Source organism: Microcoleus sp. N9_B4 (assembly GCF_036701635.1).
Lineage (GTDB): Bacteria > Cyanobacteriota > Cyanobacteriia > Cyanobacteriales > Microcoleaceae > Microcoleus.
This window is the reverse complement of sequence record NZ_JAUBRC010000026.1, coordinates 64,774-82,819: the sequence shown is the minus strand read 5'-3', so window position 1 is coordinate 82,819 and position 18,046 is coordinate 64,774. Positions and strand designations below refer to the sequence as shown.

General features: G+C 45.8%; 18 protein-coding genes. 7 read left to right on the top strand and 11 right to left on the bottom strand.

Annotated elements, in window-relative coordinates; genetic code table 11:
• The first annotated feature begins 134 nt into the window (after positions 1–134).
• Positions 135–461, top strand: a complete 327-nt coding sequence (locus QUA43_RS18335; protein WP_333375759.1) for a hypothetical protein — start codon at positions 135–137, stop codon at positions 459–461.
• A gap of 247 nt (positions 462–708) precedes the next feature.
• On the opposite strand, the gene QUA43_RS18330 is transcribed toward QUA43_RS18335, so the two are convergent.
• Positions 709–1,176, bottom strand: coding sequence for a hypothetical protein (locus QUA43_RS18330; protein ID WP_333074043.1), 468 nt, complete (start codon positions 1,174–1,176; stop codon positions 709–711).
• A 55-nt stretch (positions 1,177–1,231) separates the two neighbouring features.
• Here QUA43_RS18330 and QUA43_RS18325 point away from each other — a divergent pair, with 55 nt between their 5' ends.
• A complete protein-coding gene (locus QUA43_RS18325) occupies positions 1,232–1,852 on the top strand; it encodes a histidine phosphatase family protein (RefSeq protein ID WP_333375758.1) in 621 nt (206 codons plus the stop codon).
• 37 nt (positions 1,853–1,889) lie between these two features.
• Here the strand turns inward: QUA43_RS18325 and QUA43_RS18320 are convergent, their stop codons facing one another.
• Positions 1,890–2,648: a HEAT repeat domain-containing protein gene (locus QUA43_RS18320; protein WP_445301979.1), complete on the bottom strand. Its 759-nt coding sequence runs from the start codon at positions 2,646–2,648 to the stop codon at positions 1,890–1,892.
• Positions 2,649–2,903: 255 nt separating this feature from the next.
• Positions 2,904–3,275, bottom strand: coding sequence for a hypothetical protein (locus QUA43_RS18315; RefSeq protein ID WP_333375756.1), 372 nt, complete (start codon positions 3,273–3,275; stop codon positions 2,904–2,906).
• Between the two features lie 146 nt (positions 3,276–3,421).
• Between QUA43_RS18315 and QUA43_RS18310 the strand changes: the two genes are divergently transcribed.
• Positions 3,422–3,793 (top strand): VOC family protein, encoded by a 372-nt coding sequence (locus tag QUA43_RS18310; RefSeq protein WP_333375755.1) that lies wholly within the window; start codon positions 3,422–3,424, stop codon positions 3,791–3,793.
• Positions 3,794–4,113: 320 nt separating this feature from the next.
• Here QUA43_RS18310 and QUA43_RS18305 read toward each other — a convergent pair whose 3' ends face one another.
• Together QUA43_RS18305 and QUA43_RS18300 are read right to left on the bottom strand one after the other, a co-directional pair.
• A complete protein-coding gene (locus QUA43_RS18305) occupies positions 4,114–4,404 on the bottom strand; it encodes a hypothetical protein (protein ID WP_190733766.1) in 291 nt (96 codons plus the stop codon).
• 42 nt (positions 4,405–4,446) lie between these two features.
• Positions 4,447–5,118 carry a phosphoribosyltransferase family protein gene (locus QUA43_RS18300; protein WP_333375754.1) on the bottom strand — a complete coding sequence of 224 codons (672 nt, stop codon included), beginning with the start codon at positions 5,116–5,118 and terminating at the stop codon, positions 4,447–4,449.
• A gap of 193 nt (positions 5,119–5,311) precedes the next feature.
• Here QUA43_RS18300 and QUA43_RS18295 point away from each other — a divergent pair, with 193 nt between their 5' ends.
• The 3 genes from QUA43_RS18295 to QUA43_RS18285 all read left to right on the top strand — a co-directional run bounded on the left by QUA43_RS18295 (position 5,312) and on the right by QUA43_RS18285 (position 8,402).
• The gene (locus QUA43_RS18295; RefSeq protein WP_333375753.1) at positions 5,312–5,998 is read left to right on the top strand and encodes a uracil-DNA glycosylase; all 687 of its coding nucleotides are present in this window, start codon (positions 5,312–5,314) and stop codon (positions 5,996–5,998) included.
• 225 nt (positions 5,999–6,223) lie between these two features.
• Positions 6,224–7,492 (top strand): DNA methyltransferase, encoded by a 1,269-nt coding sequence (locus QUA43_RS18290; protein ID WP_333375752.1) that lies wholly within the window; start codon positions 6,224–6,226, stop codon positions 7,490–7,492.
• On the top strand, positions 7,485–8,402 hold the full coding sequence (locus tag QUA43_RS18285; protein WP_333375751.1) for a Bpu10I family restriction endonuclease: 918 nt from the start codon (positions 7,485–7,487) through the stop codon (positions 8,400–8,402). Before QUA43_RS18290 ends, QUA43_RS18285 begins: the two co-directional genes overlap by 8 nt.
• A gap of 31 nt (positions 8,403–8,433) precedes the next feature.
• Here the strand turns inward: QUA43_RS18285 and QUA43_RS18280 are convergent, their stop codons facing one another.
• The 3 genes from QUA43_RS18280 to tyrS are packed head-to-tail and all read right to left on the bottom strand — an operon-like array spanning position 8,434 to position 11,038.
• The gene (locus tag QUA43_RS18280; RefSeq protein ID WP_333375750.1) at positions 8,434–9,015 is read right to left on the bottom strand and encodes a hypothetical protein; all 582 of its coding nucleotides are present in this window, start codon (positions 9,013–9,015) and stop codon (positions 8,434–8,436) included.
• A gap of 37 nt (positions 9,016–9,052) precedes the next feature.
• Positions 9,053–9,763, bottom strand: a complete 711-nt coding sequence (pyrF, locus tag QUA43_RS18275; protein WP_333375749.1) for an orotidine-5'-phosphate decarboxylase — start codon at positions 9,761–9,763, stop codon at positions 9,053–9,055.
• A 42-nt stretch (positions 9,764–9,805) separates the two neighbouring features.
• Complete coding sequence (gene tyrS / locus QUA43_RS18270) at positions 9,806–11,038, bottom strand: tyrosine--tRNA ligase (protein ID WP_333375777.1); 1,233 nt, start codon at positions 11,036–11,038, stop codon at positions 9,806–9,808.
• A 307-nt stretch (positions 11,039–11,345) separates the two neighbouring features.
• Here tyrS and QUA43_RS18265 point away from each other — a divergent pair, with 307 nt between their 5' ends.
• Positions 11,346–13,265, top strand: coding sequence for a transglycosylase domain-containing protein (locus QUA43_RS18265; protein ID WP_333375748.1), 1,920 nt, complete (start codon positions 11,346–11,348; stop codon positions 13,263–13,265).
• Between the two features lie 171 nt (positions 13,266–13,436).
• On the opposite strand, the gene QUA43_RS18260 is transcribed toward QUA43_RS18265, so the two are convergent.
• The 3 genes from QUA43_RS18260 to QUA43_RS18250 all read right to left on the bottom strand — a co-directional run bounded on the left by QUA43_RS18260 (position 13,437) and on the right by QUA43_RS18250 (position 17,547).
• A complete protein-coding gene (locus QUA43_RS18260; RefSeq protein ID WP_006632589.1) occupies positions 13,437–13,760 on the bottom strand; it encodes a DUF1825 family protein in 324 nt (107 codons plus the stop codon).
• A 306-nt stretch (positions 13,761–14,066) separates the two neighbouring features.
• A complete protein-coding gene (lepB, locus tag QUA43_RS18255) occupies positions 14,067–14,660 on the bottom strand; it encodes a signal peptidase I (RefSeq protein WP_333375747.1) in 594 nt (197 codons plus the stop codon).
• A 409-nt stretch (positions 14,661–15,069) separates the two neighbouring features.
• Complete coding sequence (locus QUA43_RS18250) at positions 15,070–17,547, bottom strand: ATP-dependent Clp protease ATP-binding subunit (RefSeq protein ID WP_190733781.1); 2,478 nt, start codon at positions 17,545–17,547, stop codon at positions 15,070–15,072.
• Positions 17,548–18,046: the final 499 nt, after the last annotated feature.

Sequence of the window (18,046 nt, the reverse complement as noted above, 5' to 3'; positions counted from 1 at the left end):
CAGAGGCATTTGAGCGCTTTTGGTGTCAAGGTTTTTCGAGGTGGGAACTGTGGAGGTTGAGATAGCGGCATTCTGCTGTCACCGCCGTAGAGGATTTTTTTATAAATTAATAACATAACATTCAGGTACAGCTTATGAAATCCACACTTTGTTTTCCCGAAACTTCTCTTCACTCTAACGCAGTCACTGTTAATAATAATGCTATTGACTCTTGTATCCTTACAGCTTGGATTGACTTAGTAGGAGGAGATTTTGAGAGCTTGGGAGGAGATGATTGGCTTCCCTTGTGCGGCGACATTGATGACGGCGAAATTTACCGGGAATGGTTTTTGTGGCAAGACAGCGAAGTAACTCAAGAATGGGAAGCTTACGATCCCATTACTAATTATCGAGTTGTGGCACCTAGCCGAGAAATGATGATTGCTAAAATCGACCAAATAGAAGATTCCAGAACAATTTAGTTGAGCGGGAGAAGGTTAAATCTTGAGTTTCAACTTTAATAAAAATTCTGTAAACAAACCCGATTTCTCCCCACCCTTAAAGAAACCGGGTTTTTCAGGCCCAAACTCTAGGTTTGGGTTGAGTTATATAGCAATCCTTGCAGGAGTCGTAAATTTTTTACCCCACCCCAACCCTCCCCTTACTAAGGGGAGAGAGTAAGAAATTCACCAATGATTTAGGATTGCTATACGGACTCAATTTAATCATTTATGTCGCTACTGCTTTTTGTTTTTCTCGTTCTAATTTGCGCTGCTTCAAGGCGGCCAGATTTTGTTTAATTGTGTCGATCGCAAATCCAGCTTCCTGCTGTTGGTATAATTCGCTGGCACGGATCAAATCTGCAACAGCCTCCTCATCCGATCGCAAATTCGCACAAGCCAATGCACGATTGTGGTAAGCTTCTGCCAAAGTTGAAACTTGTTCTACAGCGCTGGTAAATTTATCTTTTGCTTTGCGGTACTTTCCAGACTGATACGCCTCAATTCCTTGTTGAAAATAAACGGAAGCTTTACTGCCGCTGTCGGTATCTGGAAATTCTGGGTAAGTTAAAATTGGTTCTTTAAAGAGTACAGAAATGCTGCCCTTGCCGAAGTAAGCCCAAGTCATTGTTCCAAACCCAATCCCCAGCACGAGGGCAATAATGACAGACAGAGCAATAAAATTGGTGAGTTCCATAGAGCAATATTTGTTGTATTATAATATGATAAGTTAATTCCTAACTTCTGCACCAATGGCTGCGCGGATTGGCCTCAACTGGAAATGGTTTTTCGGCTCGCTAGCTTTAGTATTGTCGATCGGCTTAATTACTGCAACTGCAAGTTCTGACGCAGCAACCAACGCGCAAACTCAAGCAGGGTGGCAATTGTTGCAGCGGGGCGAGACGGGGTTGGTGGTAGCAATGCGACACGCGATCGCCCCAGGTACGGGAGATCCTGCTAACTTTAAGTTGGGCGACTGTTCCACCCAGCGCAATTTATCAGCACAGGGAAGAACCCAAGCCAAGCAAATTGGAGCCGAATTTCGCAACCGCAACATCAAAGTTGCCAGAGTTTTATCGAGTCAGTGGTGTCGGTGTTTAGAAACAGCAAAATTGATAAATTTAGGCAAAGTCGAACCGTTAAGAGCGTTGAACTCGTTTTTTAGCGACAGCAGCAAAGAAGCCCAACAAACAGCGACTATTCGCAAATTAATTGTGGACAACCGCAACACTAAAGGCGCGATTATTATGGTAACTCATCAAGTAAATATTACGGCGATTACTGATATTGTTCCGCAAAGCGGCGAAGCTGTAATTCTCAGAGGGTCTCGACAAGGTAAAATCCAAATAGTCGGACGAATTGGAGGATTTTAAGGAGGTAGAAATTTACAGCAGATTGCGGTTAAAGTTTCTAACAATCGTCTAAAATTTCTAGAAGATAGGAACATTCTTGCCGAACATCAGGTGCTTCATCCGACAAGAGACTCTCAATAATTTTTGGTTCCAGCAAACTCGAATATTGTTCGTCTAGCCTGCACAACTCAATAGCAGCAAGTACGCCCGAAATTCTTTCCTCAGACTCCGACGACCTCATCCGGTTAATAGAAGCAAGCAATACATCGTTTGGTGGTGATAGAATCTCAACCAGGTTTCTCGCTGTCTGCCGTACAATCGAATGTCGATCTCCGAGACGTAAGAACATCCACTGCAATAAAATATTGTCACCCTGCGGGAATTCCTGATGCCTTAGATTTCCTAATGTTTCGAGGGCGATCGATCGCACATCCCACTCATCGTCAGCGAGGAGGCAAGCCAGTATGGGAGCAACAACAGGATTATCTAAATCTCCTAATTTTGCCGCAGCGTTATATCTGACATCATTGCGATCGTCCAGTGTTTCGGTAGCAGCAGCAGCCACAACATCAGGCCACTTGGAGTTTGGATTGTTTCCCATCCAAAAATCATCGCCAAGATAATCAAAATCTCCTATAAATTCGTCTGCTAGGTAGTTCAAGTGAGAATCTACTACAGACAAATCTTTGCTAATAGCACCACTAAAATCTGTTGGCGGATAATCATCCGAAGAAAAACAGCCAATAAATTGCGTTTTCTGCAAATTGGCAGCTTTAAATAAGCTACCATTCAGACGGCAACCAAAGAACTCTACCATTGATAAGTCGAGTCCTTCTAGACTGCAATTTCTTAAGTCACAGAAACTCAGAGTGTCCTTTGGCTTAATAGGAAGCTCATGCTTTGTATCCCGCCAGTTCCTGCCCTGATACGGGGTTTTGTAAGTGTTCTCTAGCTTAATAATATCCATTGATTATTTTCCTAACTGATCTTTCCAAGAGTTTGCCCATCGGGGAATCACCGGATCGTTGCCGTTGCGGTAGTCTTCAGCCCATTGTAGCGCCTCTTCCATTTTTTAAATTTCTCTAGTAATCTTTTCTTTAGGCTCATTAGGATCAGAGGGCAAATCTAGCAATCTTTTTTTAAAATGTGAAATATATTGACGGCACTTGGGATCGTGGAGGGTTCCTTTTTTTAGGGACATTGGCGGGTTTTCTACTCCCCCTTCAAATTGTTCTTTCATCACCATAAAAGCACAACTTCCATCTCCGTACTCTGCCTCTTCCCTATAGAGATCGTTCATAACCTCTTGAGCATCATCTATCGCCATAGCAACTGCACGCGGAAATCTAGATTCTCGATTCTCAATCAACCTAGAATCTGAGGTTGTTGCAGTGACTCTGAGTCTTCTAAGATTCTGGTTCTCTTGATTTCCTTTGGGATTCATCTCACTTTGAATAGTAAAGGGATTGCAGGGCGAGCAATTGATTATACCAAGACTTGCACAGTCACTCCCTTTTAGCTCCGAAGTTTTGATATTGCAGTGAATGTTGTATAATATTACCAATTACCAATTCCCCATTACCAATTTATATGAGTTTCCAATACAGCGCCGCCCTAGTGACTTTAGCAGACCTTGATAAAGAAGTTCTAGTTAAATTTTACACAAAATTTCTCGACATAGAACCAAACCCTTACATTCCCAATACTTATGCTGAATTTCAACTCCCAGGCTTAAGAATCGGCATATTCAAACCCAAAGATTCCCACAAATCGGAATTTGCAAATCGAGCAAAAACAGGCATGAGTTTGTGTCTGGAAGTCAGCGATATCGAAACTGCGATCGCCCGAATTTGGGCTTTAGGATATCCGCCAGCGGGAGAAATTCTCAAAGCTTCTCACGGTCTAGAAATCTATGCCTTCGATCCTGCCGGCAACCGCATAATTTTACATCAATCCCATTAGAATGTAGGATGATGGCTAATGATTTGTGAACTCTCGATCTTTCCTTCGCGTCCTTCGCGTCTTCGCGGTTCGTTCAAACTCACATCTTGCACCATTCTCAAGAACAGGCTTTTCGGCCTGTTCCACAAAGAGTGAATTTTCTTGTGGAACAGGCCGAAAAGCCTGTTCCTAAACAAGTAATTGAGAATGGTGCAACATCTCAGTTCAAAAAAACATCTAGTTCACAACCCGCTGAGGATTGCTACATAAGTTCTGCAATTGCTTGACCACCTTCGCAATGACATTGTAAAACCCGCCTCTACAAATCCCAACTCCCTTAACTATCTAATCAGTTCAGCAAAACTATAAAAACTGATAATTAATAACAACAAAGCTGTCAGGTGAGTTAGCTGAAATTGAGGCCGCGGGCCGAGGGATTCCCGCACCAAAATTGAAAAAGACGAACCAATTATATAACTCAGAGACAGCGTTAAATACTGCCACTGCAATGTTACACTCCACAGCCCGAGCAAAATCATCGCCAAAGTCAACATCACCAACTCAACAAAGCGAGGCGGATTGTGCTGAGTAGACAGAATCAAAGTGTCCAACCAATATTGCCAAGGTCTCATGTTTTAGCGATCGAGCTTTTGGATTTAGCCTTCTAGCTTAACCTACGATCGCCATTCAGTTTGTTGCTGCAAACACCTTAAGGCCTCCGCCGTCTCAACCTGCGGAAATTGCCCATAAAAGCGACTGACACTGTAAAAAGGGTGAGGAGTCTCCAAAACGATCAACTTATCGGCCATCGGGGCCAAAAATCCCATCAAATCTGCCGGGGCGACAGGCGCGCAAATCCACAAAGCCACCGGTTGCTGCGACTGCAAAGCCTTAGCCGCCACAGCCATCGTCATCCCCGTAGCAATGCCGTCATCTACCAAAATCGCCAAAGCCCCAGCCGCGCTGATATTTGGGCGTCCAGGAGACAAATCTGCCAGCAGAGATTGAGCATTATTTTGAGCTAGGGGCAATGCTGATTTTTGCAAACGCAAATTGTGCTGCTTTTGCTTTTGCCAGAGAACATGGCCATCAGCAGTTGCAGCCCCGATCGCCAATTCTAAATTATCTGGGCGAGTAATTTTTTTGGCAACAACCACATCCAAAGGACAGCCCAAGCGGCGCGCAATCGGCACAGCAACGGGCAAACCCCCGCGCGGCAAGGCGTAAACAATCGGTTTCACCGCCTCCTGTGTCATTAAACTCAACTTGCCAAACTCGTCCACAACTGCCTCGGCCAGTTTTTCGCCAGCATCGGCGCGATCGTCAAAAAACGGGTTAGAGAACATATTTTTGCCTGTACGAGCTCAACCAAACAATTGGAGATTGTGCCAGTGTTAATTGGAGATTGTACGCGCGAGTGTAGCTATCCCGTAGGGAATGGACAGCATCGCACACAAGCTTCTAGCCAATCTCAAATCACCAAACCCGATCTAAACTATAAACTCTAGACTCCAAAATATCTCCCTAATTGTAAAATTTATGTCCAGCGACTTGCAACTCAGCCTTTTTGACAACAATCAAAGTGCCACTTTCCAAACAGACTCAATACCAGCAAATGCCAAAATTCCCATTCCTCCCGGCACTTATCAAAATATGGAACAAATCGGCGAGCACTGCAACCGCTGTCACCGCTGCGAATTGGGCAACAGCCGCACTCACGCCGTCATCGGGCGCGGCAATCCTCAAGCCTCAATTTTGATTGTGGGAGAAGCCCCCGGACAAAACGAAGACGAAACCGGATTACCCTTCGTCGGGCGATCGGGCAAACTGTTAGATAAGATTTTAGAATCTGTGGGATTGAGTGCAGAAACCGACGTATTCATTGCCAACGTCATCAAATGTCGCCCTCCCAACAACCGCCCTCCGACAGCAAAAGAAATCGAAGCTTGCAAACCTTACTTGATCGAGCAAATACGCATCTTAGACCCCAAAATTATTTTATTAACCGGTGCAACAGCCCTCAAAGGTTTGCTAAGCGACAAGCGGCCCATTAGTAAAATCAGAGGTCAATGGATTGAATGGGAAAATCGTTTGTGTATGCCGATTTTTCACCCATCATACTTGTTGCGAAATCCCTCCCGTGAACCGGAAACTCCGAAATGGTTTATGTGGCAGGATATGCAAGCTATCAAGGCTAAACTAGACGAATTAAAAGAGCAATTATAATCAATTTTTCTTGTTGATTTGTCGGGGCGGGTTTCACCAACAATCTCTGATTTTTACCCACAATCTTAAAACCCGCCCCGACCCACCGACAAATTATAATTAATTTTCATTCGCAATTGGTAGGGGGCTGGTTTCACCAACAATCTCTGATTTTTACCTGCTATCAACAAAACAAGTTCCCGCTTTCCATTCATAAAGTCACGCCCCGTAGTAAAAATCCGAATTATGGTTGTCTCTAGTATTTTTAGTGAAACTCCTATCAACAGACAAGAAATTCCTCAAGAACTATTAGACATTGAAGATAAACAACGTACTAATCCACTTCCCTGGAAAGGGCAATTCTCACCCCAGTTTATCGAAACTTTGATTGATAAGTATGCCCATAAAAATAGTGTGATTTTTGATCCATTTTTAGGTAGTGGAACAGTTTTATATGAGGCAGGAAGATTCGGACTGGAAGCCTGCGGAACAGAAATCAATCCAGCAGCTTTAATCCTAGCTAACACTTATAAATTCATCACTCTTTCACCAAGAAAGCGTGAAAAATGTATCAATTGTTTTCTCACTCAACTAAAAACAGAGATATGGGAGAGAATGCCACTCTTCCAAACAATCCATAAAGAACTTACACCCAGTGATTTAATAGATAAAATTGTAGACGTAGCAGTTGATGATGAAGAAAAGTTCCTTAATATTCTACATGAAGTATTAGTGATATTGCTAGACTTAGAAAACAAAAAACTTACCAAATCAAGAGTTTTTACAATTGCGGAAAATATCGCTAGTTTTGTCCTTAAACTACCCTATAGTAAAAAGCCGATAAATGCCTACAATGCCGATGCAAGACACGTTCCCTTACAAAACTCCAGCGTCAATCTTGTGATTACCTCCCCCCCTTATATCAATGTATTTAACTATCATCAGCAGTATCGCGGTTCTACTGAAGCACTAAACTGGAAAATTTTAGAGGTGGCAAAATCAGAGTTTGGTTCTAATCGCAAGCATAGAAGTAATAGATTTCTAACTGTCATTCAATATTGCTTAGACATCGCCTATACTTTGCAAGAATTGTTAAGAATATGCAGCCCTAACAGTAGAATAATATTTGTAGTAGGTAAAGAATCAAATATTAGAGGGACGCCTTTTTCAAACGGGGAGTTAGTTGCAGAAGTTGCTCGTCAAGTATTGGGGATTAGCTTAGATATGCGTCAAGAAAGAAGTTTTGTAAATCGTTATGGAAAAATTATCAAAGAAGATATACTACACTTTACAAAAAGAGAAGACTTACAGTATTATTTTGCCATACATCAAGCCAGAGCTCTTTCTATAGAAGCCTTAATATCTGCTTATTCCGTAGCGAATGAACAAGTAAAATATGAAATCAAGGATGCTATCGATAAGGTTGCCACAGTACAGCGCTCACCTTATTTCGATCTGCAGCGTTCACGGAAAACCATTGAAATACTCAACCCAAAAGAAGAAAATTATGTTTAATTTAGCTCAACCACATGGGGACAAACTAGCAGCATTACTTGATAACGTGAAATTACCTCCTACAGATAAACGGCGTGTTAATCAAGCAATCGAATACTATAAAAAATGGTTGGAAACGCTTAAAAACATCAGGGGGGATGATCTGAAAGTTGTTCCAGAGATGGTATCCCATCTAACCTCCTATAAGCGATACATTGACGTTGAACTAATTTTTGACAGTGACAATGATTTTTTGTACCGTCAAAAAGGGCAATTAAAACTTGACAACTCAATTATTGAAGAATTTATACCTATCTTAGTTACAACCGTCTTTGCAGCTTCATTAAAGGACAAAGAATTATCCTTTGGCCCAACACAGTGTTTTTCATCACTACGATTTGAGTCAAGTTTAAAACTCAGTCCAAAAGGCGGTGGGATGAGTATTCGAGCCAAGGATCAAGATTTTGCGATTAGTAGAAAAATATTTCTAAAAGCCTCTCATAACCAAGATTTTAAGGAGACTACCTCCCGCGAGGCAAATATTGCTTATGTTGCGGCTGAGTGTAAAACAAATCTTGATAAAACCATGTTTCAAGAGGGCGCAGCAACTGCCCTGGATGTAAAATTGAGTGTACCAGGAGCCAAGTATTTCTTGCTATGTGAGTGGCTTGATATGTCGCCGATTAGCTCATCACTTACAGCTATTGATGAGATACTAATTTTGAGAAAAGCAAAACGCTTATCGTCTAATATAAGAAGTGCTTTTAGTAAGGTAGAGGGAAGAAAGAAAAATAAAGATTATTTTGTCAACCATCTCGATAACAACCCCTTTGCACCGGAAGTTTTTATGAGATTTTTAAGTGAGATTGAAGGGATGATTGGTAAAGATGAACTAGACGAAGATGACGTGCTGTCAAGAGGCTATTTTTAAGTGTAAAAAAAATCATCGGAACCAGCGAAAGTTATGGCTTTGCCTGACAATCGCGCAACCACAAACGAATAGCCTCAGCAATTTCGCTTTCACTATCTTGACCTAATAAAGGACGAATATCCGCCGAAGTACCAAACCGAGAAAAGATTTTTGCCAACTCCCAGCCCTTCTCCGTTTTAGTGAAAAACAACCAATGATATTGCTGAATTTCGACTGGTTTTCCCCCGCGATACTGCCGTTCCAAAGTAGTAATAAAAACTTGACTAGCATTGTCAGGAAGTGCATCCCCAGAATTTAAAGGTAGCGGTTCAAACTCCGGGCGGCCGGCTAAAATTATTTGAGGCAGCGCGTAACCGGGCGGTGTGTTAGTGTTAGGAGAAAAGTGCGATCGCACAATTACGCGATTAGCATAACTCGGCAAATCTTGCAACAGGCGATCGACCAAAGTTTCTAAATCAGCGGGACAGGGCGATCGCACTAACAACTCATACCGACTGGCATTTATACTGTGACCATGATTGGTCACAAAATTAACCGCAATAGTCGGAGTGGCCACCGCAGATATCAGCAGATAAACACAGATGAACGCAGATAAAATTTTATTGGCGTTCATCGGCTTTTATCGGCGGTAAAAAACAACATTCCTATTGTTATCCCAACTCTTCACAAATACGCGCAAAAGCCGCCACCGGATCATACGCAGCAGTAATCGGGCGCCCAATCACCAGATAATCCGCACCAGCTTTCAAAGCAGCCTTTGGAGTCATCGATCGCTTTTGATCGCCTCCATCGGCCCATTTCGGACGCACACCAGGACAAACTAACACAAAATCATCCCCGCAACTCATTCTTAACTGTTCCACCTCTTGCGGAGAACAAACAGCCCCAGCTAAACCCGTTTCCTTAGCCAACAATGCCATGTGCAAAGCATATTCCGGCAACTCCAAAGGTATTTTCAACTCAAAAGCCAACTGTCGCGAATTCAAACTCGTCAATAGAGTAATTGCAATCAACTTAGGAGTCGGTTGAGCCACAGCCGCCGCCCCTTCAGTCAAAGCCAACTGTGCCGCTTTCAAAGCATCTTTACCACAAGTAGAATGGATAGTCAATAAATCCACATTGTACTTAGCAGCAGCCCGACAAGCACCAGCCACAGTATTCGGGATATCGTGAAACTTCAAATCGAGAAAAATCCGCTTTCCCCGCTGTTTTAAAATTTCCAAAATCCCCGGCCCGGAACTCACAAACAGTTCCAAACCCACTTTCCAGAAAGATACATCAGGCAGTTTGTCAAGAAGCGCGATCGCCTCTTCTTGACTCGAAACATCCAAAGCAACAATAATTCGATTATCAGCATTCATCAGCGTTCATCTTCAGTATTCATCTGCGGTTAAAAAAGAGATTCAAGACACCAATCGCACAAACTTATTCTTCCCAACCTGCAAAACCTTACCGCATAAATCAGCAGGTGATTCAAAAGTAAGATTAACATCAGAAACCCGATCGCCCTCCAACTTCACCCCGCCGCCCTGCATCAACTTCCGCGCATCACCGCTGCTTTTACAAAGCCCGCTAGCACTTAGAATATAAAACAACTTAGCCGGAAACTGCACGTTTGCCAAAGAAAACTCCGCCACAGCATCAGCTTGTCCCGCAGCACCTTTAACCAGCGCAATTGCATCTTGTTGTGCGCGTTCCGCCGCTTCCTTCCCCCGATACTGGCGCACCACATCCAAAGCCAAAAGTTTCTGTTTTTCTCGCGGATTTTCTGGCAATTCATCAAGTGGCAAATCTGTCAATAGTTCAAAATATTGCGCGATCGAACTATCAGCAATTTTCTCCAACTTAGAATACATCGTCAGCGGGTCTTCCGACAAACCCACATAATTATTCAAAGACTTCGACATCTTCTGCACGCCGTCAGTCCCGATCAAAATCGGCATCAGCAAACCAAACTGTGGCTTCATCCCAAAATGCCGCTGAAAATCTCGCCCGACAGCAATATTAAACTTTTGGTCAGTTCCCCCCAACTCTACATCGGCTTCCAAGACTACGGAATCGTAGCCCTGCATGACTGGATACAGAAACTCGTGCAGGAAAATCGCATTTTCCTGCTGCATCCTGTTATCAAATCCCTCTTTAGCGAGCATTTGCTGCACCGTCATCGTGCCTAGCAGTTCCAAAATCTTCGCCATGTCCAATTTTGACAACCACTCGGAGTTATAGCGAATTTCCAAGCGTCCGGGCGTGTCAAAATCTAGAATTGGACGCACTTGCTCTAAATAAGTCTTGGCATTTTCGGCGACTTGTTCGGCCGTCAACTGAGCGCGCGTCTCCGATTTTCCAGTCGGATCGCCAATTCTTGCGGTAAAATCTCCGATGACCAGTACCGCCGTGTGGCCTGCATCCTGAAAAGCTCGCAGCTTGCGGAAGCAAATGCTGTGTCCCAAGTGAATATCCGCCCCTGTGGCGTCGATTCCCAGTTTGACTCGCAACGGTCGATCGACTTTTGCCAGGAGTTGGGCTAAATTTTCGTCAGAGTTGCTAGAATCAGGTCGATCGGGAAAAATCTCGCTGACGCCGCGGTAAAGCGCTGAAAGGTTAGGAGTTATCATCGGGGAGCGATCGTCCATCATATTTTGCCAAAGTGCAGCAGAATTAGTTACACTCACTGGTTGACACATAAAAACATAACTATCACGCTACTATAATCCGAAAGCTGACCGGCTTTCATTAGCTGACCCCGCCCAAAAACGGATACCAGCCCCCGACAACAGTCGTGGAGATCCCCAAATTTTAGACTCTTGTTCAAACTCCCAGATTCATCTGTGGAATAAATCTAAAATCTAAAATCTCAAATCTAAAATCGACTGACAGTCTCTAGGTTTCGCATCTAAAATTAAAAGTCTTAAACCCCAAATCGAGTGAGGAAGTGAAATCCACGTGTCAACCAACGCAGTCCGCAATAACACGGAAAACTCAGCCCCCGTATTCGAGTTTGTTCAGTCAGTCAGTAAAGTGACCGCCGGAACCATACTCAGCATGACAATGCTTGCCAGTTCCGTAGTCGCTGGTGGACTGGTTGGCTTAGCGATCAGCTTCCGCAATTTGCCAGATGTTCGGATCTTGCAAACCTACTCTCCCACAGAAACTACCCACATTTACGACATCAACGGCAAGCCGCTAGCCAGCATCCACGACGAAGCCAACCGGGATGTCGTACCCCTTGACCAAATCTCCCCGAACCTGAAACGAGCTGTTCTGGCGATCGAAGATAGCAACTTTTTCACCCACAAAGGTATCAACCCCGGCGGGATAGCCCGAGCTCTGATAGTCAACCTAGAAAAAGGGAGAACCGTTGAAGGCGGCTCGACTATGACTATGCAGCTAGTCAAGAACCTGTTTCTTTCTCCCCAGTCAAAATTTAGTCGCAAGGTAGCTGAAGCGGTAATGTCTATCCGCTTGGAGCAAATTCTCAACAAAGACCAAATTCTGCAACTATACCTGAATCAAATCTACTTAGGTCACAACTTGTACGGCGTAGAGACAGCCTCTCGAAGCTATTTCAACAAATCAGCAAGTAATTTGACTCTTTCAGAAGCAGCGATGCTGGCCGGCTTAATTTCTGCGCCCGAAGAATACAGTCCTTTCGTCAATTACAAGTTGGCAAAAGAGCGGCAAACCCTCGTTTTAGGCCGCATGAAGGATCTTAAATGGATTACGCCGGCCCAAGAAACTGCAGCCCGCCAGGAAAAAATTAAGCTAGGTAAAATTACCTCTTTTGGCGGCTCTCAAGTTCCTTACGTAACACAAGCCGTAGTCCAGGAACTGACAAGGCGTTTCGGGCGAGATGCCGTGGTTAAGGGAGGAATGCGCGTTCAAACCACGATCGACCTCAAAATGCAGCGCATAGCCGAAGAAACCGTCAAAGCGTGGCACAATCGGCTTTACTACCAAGGGCTGTTTTACGATCGCGATGAAGGTCAAATTGCCCTAGCCGCCGTCGATCCCCGCACCCACTTCGTCAAAGCAATGGTTGGCGGCGTCGATTACGAAAAGAGTCAGTTCAACCGCGCCATTCAAGCACGTCGCCAGCCCGGATCTTCTTTTAAACCTTTTATCTACTACGCTGCCTTTGCTAGTGGCAAATACACCCCGGATTCAGTTGTCTACGACTCCCCTGTCGGCTACCGCGACGGCGACGGCTACTACTACCCTCAAAACTACGGCGGCGGGTTCTCCGGTGCCGTCAGCATCCGCAGAGCTTTGGAAGTATCTCTGAACATTCCCGCCGTCAAGCTTGGCCAAGAAGTCGGATTGAATAAAGTGATTGAGATTTGCCGCGTGCTAGGCATCAGAAGTCCGATGGAACCGGTGATTTCTTTGCCCTTGGGTGCCGTTGACCTCACTCCTTTAGAAATGGCCGGAGCTTTTGCTACCTTCGCCAACAACGGCTGGCATTCTGACACCACGTTTATCGTGCAAGTCACTGACAGCAGTGGCAACGTCTTGCTCGACAATACGCCCAAACCCAAATTAGTTCTCAATTCCTGGGCAGCAGCATCTGTCAACAGCGCCCTGCAAGGGGTAATTACCAGCGGAACGGCAAGGGCAGCTCAACTTGGCCGACCGGCTGCTGGGAAAACTGGTACAACTTCCTCAGAACGGGATATCTGGTTTGTGGGTTACGTGCCGCAGTTGTCGGTGGCTGTTTGGATGGGCAACGATAATTATAGACCGATGAGCTACGGTGCTACTGGTGGTGGGATTGTCGCCCCTGTTTGGCGTGATTTTATGAGCCAAGCTTTGCAGGGAGTTCCCGCAGAAAGTTTCAAACCTGCTTCATCTTTTGAGCGGCCTTAATTATCAGTCATTAGTAATTGGGCATTGGGCATTGGGCATTGGGCATTGGGAATACTTTCTTTTTCTTCCTTCTTCCTTCTTCCTGACATCCGTTACATCCGTTACATCCGTTACATCCGTTACATCCGTTACATCCGTTACAGAATCCGTTGCCGAACTTCCTTCTGCTCACTAGGATTGTTTTTCCAGCTCAGATTTCATCCGCTCCAGCGTTGAGTTCATTTGCTCAAACATCTGCTGGGGCGTGATGCCAAATTGATTGAGCTGTGTTTTTAACTGCTCTACAGTCATCTGAGCCATGAAGTCCTCAGACAGCTCAAAGCGCTTCATAAAAATACGGTAGCGCTCCATCATTGATTCCATCTGAGCGATGAACATTTTCTTGCCTTCGCGATCGAATTTGCCGTAATTGCCACCTAGTTTGATGAGAGATTGATAGTCTTCAAACAACAGTTTGGCTTCTTGCTGAACAATTTCTGAATCAAAAAATCCCATAGCTTTCCTAATTTTTTAATATTCAACTAATTTTGATCGAGGCGAGAAATCCCGCTGCTTTTTGTACTATTTTATCAGTTGCCGGAGGAAGTCCCTACCCCTGAAGGTACAAGAATTAGTAGAAATTTCCGTACAGGAGAGGCATCGGGCATTGGGCATTGGGCATTGGGCATTGGGCATTGGGCATTGGGCATCGGGCATCGGGCATCGGGCATTGGGCATCGGGCATTGGTTATTGGTTATTCAAACTAACAACCAACCAATAACCAATAACTAATGACTGATGACTGATGACTAATGACTTCTTCAAACTTGCCCGATGCGTTCTAGAGGCCAAAACCGCACTACAGCGCGGCCGATGATATTCTGCTTAGGTAAAAATCCCCACCTGCTGGAGTCGTTGCTGTTGTTGCGGTTGTCTCCCATCACAAAGTATTCATTTTCTGGGACGCGATAAGGCCCCCACTGGTATTTAGGAGGTTCGGCAATATATTTTTCGACCAGGGGTTTGTCGTTGAGATAAACTAAACCTTTTTTAACGGCGACGGTTTGACCCGGTAAGCCAATTACCCGCTTGATGAATGCTTGGTCTTGGGTAAAGCCTTGTTCTTGCAACTTTTCGGGCGGGGCAAATACTACGATGTCGCCAGTTTTGGGAGTTTCGAGGTAGTAGGAGATTTTTTCCACTACGACCCGATCGCCCACGTGCAAAGTGGGTACCATAGAATCTGAGGGTATGTAGCGCGGTTCGGCGACCAAGGCTCGAATCACTATTGCTAAACTCAAAGCAATAATCACTATCTGAAGATTTTCTCGCTGCGACTTCCACGCTTTCTGCCACCAGCTTTCCGGCGGATTTTCTGCTACTTTTGTACCCAAATTCTTTTTTTCAGATGTCATGAAAGTCCTCGCTAAATAGTTGCCACTAATTATTTGATTAAGCTCGCTTAGCATTTAAATTGCATCTCCAGAAATAATCAAACCCTGACTAGCTGCACACGCGAACCAGTCCAAAATATACAATTTAAATGCAGTACAGCTTACCATTGAAGTATGTCGCTGTTAATTACTAGACGTGAAGTGCAGGCATTTGCAAGCAATCTTGAAAAGCATCTGCGTTGCATCTGCGTTGCATCTGCGGTTTCCCTATCAATCAAAGATTTATACAATAACTCTCCTCTTGATATTAACTCATAAAAAAGGCAGAGAATTTAAATTCTCTACCTTTTTTATTTGAGGATTTTGAGTTGTTTGCGATTACGAGATTGGTTATTTCAAAACTTTAATCGCGATCGCACACAACTCAAACTTACTCAGCGCCTTGGGGCAGCAATTCCCGCTTTTGACCTTGCAGCACCTTAACAATTCCGTCCTCGCCCACATCCACAACAGCGGTGTCGCCGTCTTTGATGCGGCCAGAAAGGATTTCCTCAGCCAAGCTGTCTTCCAACAAGCGCATAATGGCGCGGCGCAGGGGTCGGGCTCCGTAGCTGGGGTTGTAGCCTTCTTCTACCAGCCGTTCTTTGAATTTTTCGGTCACTTCCAGAGTGATTCCCTGTTCTGTCAAACGACCGAACACTTCTTTGAGCATGATGACCGCGATTTCCTTGACTTCTTCCTTGTTCAACTGGCGGAAGACGATAATTTCGTCGAGTCGGTTGAGGAATTCGGGGCGGAAGTAGTTTTTGAGTTCTTCGTTAACCAAAGAACGAATGCGGTTGTAATTAGCATCGGCTTGGTTGTCGCTGAACTCGAAACCGAGACCACCGCCACCTTTTTCAATCACCTTAGAACCAATGTTTGAGGTCATAATCAGCAGCGTGTTTTTGAAGTCCACGGTGCGACCTTTGGCATCTGTTAAGCGGCCGTCTTCCAATATTTGCAACAGCATATTGAAGACATCGGGGTGGGCTTTTTCGATTTCGTCGAACAGCACCACGGTGTAAGGACGGCGGCGGACTGCTTCTGTGAGTTGGCCGCCTTCGTTGTAGCCGACGTAGCCGGGAGGGGAACCGATGAGTTTGGAGACGGTGTGCCGTTCCATGTATTCGGACATATCCAGCCGAATCATCGCGTCTTCGGAACCGAAGAAGTAGCCGGCTAGGGCTTTGGTGAGTTCGGTTTTGCCGACGCCGGTGGGCCCGGAGAAGATGAAACTGGCGATCGGGCGATTGGGATTTTTCAAGCCAACGCGAGCGCGACGGATGGCGCGGGAAACGGCTTTCACTGCTTCTTCCTGGCCGATCAAGCGCTGGTGCAAGGTATCTTCCATGTGCAGCAGCTTTTCGGATTCGGATTCGGTCAGTTTGTTTACCGGGACGCCCGTCCAGCTTGCCACGATTTGAGCGATATCTTCTTCGGTGACAACTGGCGATGGGTCGGTTTCGCCGGTGCGGGCCGAGTCGGTTTTTTTGGCTTGGGAAATAGCGCGAATTTCGGCTTTGATCGTCATTTCCCGATCGCGCAATTCGCCGGCTTTGTCAAAGTCTTGAGAACGTACCGCTTCGTCTTTATCTTTGAGGACTTGGCGCAGTTCTTTGTCAAGTTCTTTGGCTGCGGGGGGCAGTTGGGAGTTGATCAAGCGGACTCTAGAACCAGCTTCGTCTACCAAGTCAATTGCTTTGTCTGGGAGGAAGCGATCGGAGATGTATCGGTGAGAGAGTTTGGCTGCAGCTTCCAGGGCCGTGTCCAAAATTTTCAGCTTGTGGTGCTGTTCGTAGCGTTCCCGCAGACCGAAAAGAATCTCGATCGTCTCGTCAACGGTGGGTTCGCCGACCATGACGGGCTGGAAGCGCCGCTCTAAGGCTGCGTCGCGCTCGATGTGCTTGCGGTACTCGTCGAGGGTGGTAGCGCCGATACATTGGAGTTCGCCTCTTGCCAGAGCCGGCTTGAGGATGTTCGCTGCGTCGATCGCCCCTTCCGCCGCACCTGCACCGATCAAAGTGTGCACTTCGTCAATCACCAAAATCACGTTACCCGCAGTGCGGATTTCGTCCATGATTTTTTTGAGGCGTTCTTCAAATTCGCCCCGGTATTTGGTGCCGGCGACGAGCAAGCCGATGTCGAGGGTGACGACGCGCTTGTCTTCGAGAATATCTGGAATATCGTTGTTAGCGATGCGCTGGGCCAGACCTTCGGCGATCGCGGTTTTGCCGACTCCGGGTTCCCCGATGAGCACCGGGTTATTTTTGGTGCGGCGACCGAGGATTTGAATTACCCGTTCGATTTCTTTTTGGCGTCCGACTACTGGGTCTAGCTTGCCATCGACCGCCATTTGAGTTAAGTTGGCTCCGAACTCATCGAGGGTTGGGGTTTTGGTGCGGGCGCCGCCGCCAGTGGCTGCGACTTCTGCGGTTTCTCCCAGCATCCGAATCACTTGGGTGCGGACTTTCGACAAGTCTACTCCCAGGTTTTCCAAGACTCTGGCCGCTACTCCTTCACCTTCGCGGATCAGGCCCAGCAGCAGGTGTTCAGTACCTATATAGTTGTGTCCGAGTTGGCGAGCTTCTTCTAGGGATAGTTCTAGAACCCGCTTGGCGCGGGGAGTGAACGGAATTTCGACTGCTACGAAGCCGGAACCGCGCCCGATGATTTTTTCCACTTCAATCCGCGCGTCTTTGAGGTTGACCCCCATTGATTTGAGGACTTTCGCTGCAACCCCGGTTCCTTCTCCGATCAGACCCAGGAGGATCTGTTCTGTCCCTACGAAGTTGTGACCCAGGCGGCGAGCTTCTTCCTGGGCCAACATGATTACTTTTATTGCTTTTTCTGTGAAGCGTTCAAACATGATTTATTCCCATCACCTGCTGCTATGTGCCCGTTTCGAGGTCACGCTCGCACAACGAGCGTTTGTGTTCGAGTGTTAACTCGTACTGCTTATTCTAGCGCGACACTCCCAACCTATCTGCCGCACTCGGCTGCGGTTGCAGATTCCAGGCTCATGTTGCAGGGTGGCTTTCAACTGGGAAGACCCAAATGGTGGCTGACCTACAACCTCCCCTAGACTGCAAGAAGATTGCTCTTCTCGGCCCGTGCCCAACCTACGACTGCGTATTGATGGATTCTAGCATAATCTTTTTGGCTGTCATGCAGGCGCAAAAGTGATAATTATCGAAGTGTACGGCTGTTTTTTTACAAAAGTTATTGTCAGTTGTGCGATCGATCCCCTAAACTCACCCTTAAGCTGCTGCCATACTCAAGAATCTGTTGGTGTAGGAGAGCGAGAGCGAACTGGGCTTTTTTATCTAAAATTTTGCCCCCGATCCGTTGGGCATTTGGTTAGTCTT

Coding starts and splice junctions, on each gene's coding strand:
- QUA43_RS18320 (WP_445301979.1), bottom strand. CDS start 2,648: ATGGTAGAGTTCTTTGGTTGCCGTCTGAATGGTAGCTTATTTAAAGCT.
- QUA43_RS18310 (WP_333375755.1), top strand. CDS start 3,422: ATGAGTTTCCAATACAGCGCCGCCCTAGTGACTTTAGCAGACCTTGAT.
- QUA43_RS18335 (WP_333375759.1), top strand. CDS start 135: ATGAAATCCACACTTTGTTTTCCCGAAACTTCTCTTCACTCTAACGCA.
- QUA43_RS18260 (WP_006632589.1), bottom strand. CDS start 13,760: ATGGGATTTTTTGATTCAGAAATTGTTCAGCAAGAAGCCAAACTGTTG.
- QUA43_RS18330 (WP_333074043.1), bottom strand. CDS start 1,176: ATGGAACTCACCAATTTTATTGCTCTGTCTGTCATTATTGCCCTCGTG.
- QUA43_RS18295 (WP_333375753.1), top strand. CDS start 5,312: ATGTCCAGCGACTTGCAACTCAGCCTTTTTGACAACAATCAAAGTGCC.
- QUA43_RS18325 (WP_333375758.1), top strand. CDS start 1,232: ATGGCTGCGCGGATTGGCCTCAACTGGAAATGGTTTTTCGGCTCGCTA.
- lepB (WP_333375747.1), bottom strand. CDS start 14,660: ATGACATCTGAAAAAAAGAATTTGGGTACAAAAGTAGCAGAAAATCCG.
- QUA43_RS18290 (WP_333375752.1), top strand. CDS start 6,224: ATGGTTGTCTCTAGTATTTTTAGTGAAACTCCTATCAACAGACAAGAA.
- tyrS (WP_333375777.1), bottom strand. CDS start 11,038: ATGATGGACGATCGCTCCCCGATGATAACTCCTAACCTTTCAGCGCTT.
- pyrF (WP_333375749.1), bottom strand. CDS start 9,763: ATGAATGCTGATAATCGAATTATTGTTGCTTTGGATGTTTCGAGTCAA.
- QUA43_RS18305 (WP_190733766.1), bottom strand. CDS start 4,404: ATGAGACCTTGGCAATATTGGTTGGACACTTTGATTCTGTCTACTCAG.
- QUA43_RS18280 (WP_333375750.1), bottom strand. CDS start 9,015: ATGAACGCCAATAAAATTTTATCTGCGTTCATCTGTGTTTATCTGCTG.
- QUA43_RS18315 (WP_333375756.1), bottom strand. CDS start 3,275: ATGAATCCCAAAGGAAATCAAGAGAACCAGAATCTTAGAAGACTCAGA.
- QUA43_RS18285 (WP_333375751.1), top strand. CDS start 7,485: ATGTTTAATTTAGCTCAACCACATGGGGACAAACTAGCAGCATTACTT.
- QUA43_RS18300 (WP_333375754.1), bottom strand. CDS start 5,118: ATGTTCTCTAACCCGTTTTTTGACGATCGCGCCGATGCTGGCGAAAAA.
- QUA43_RS18250 (WP_190733781.1), bottom strand. CDS start 17,547: ATGTTTGAACGCTTCACAGAAAAAGCAATAAAAGTAATCATGTTGGCC.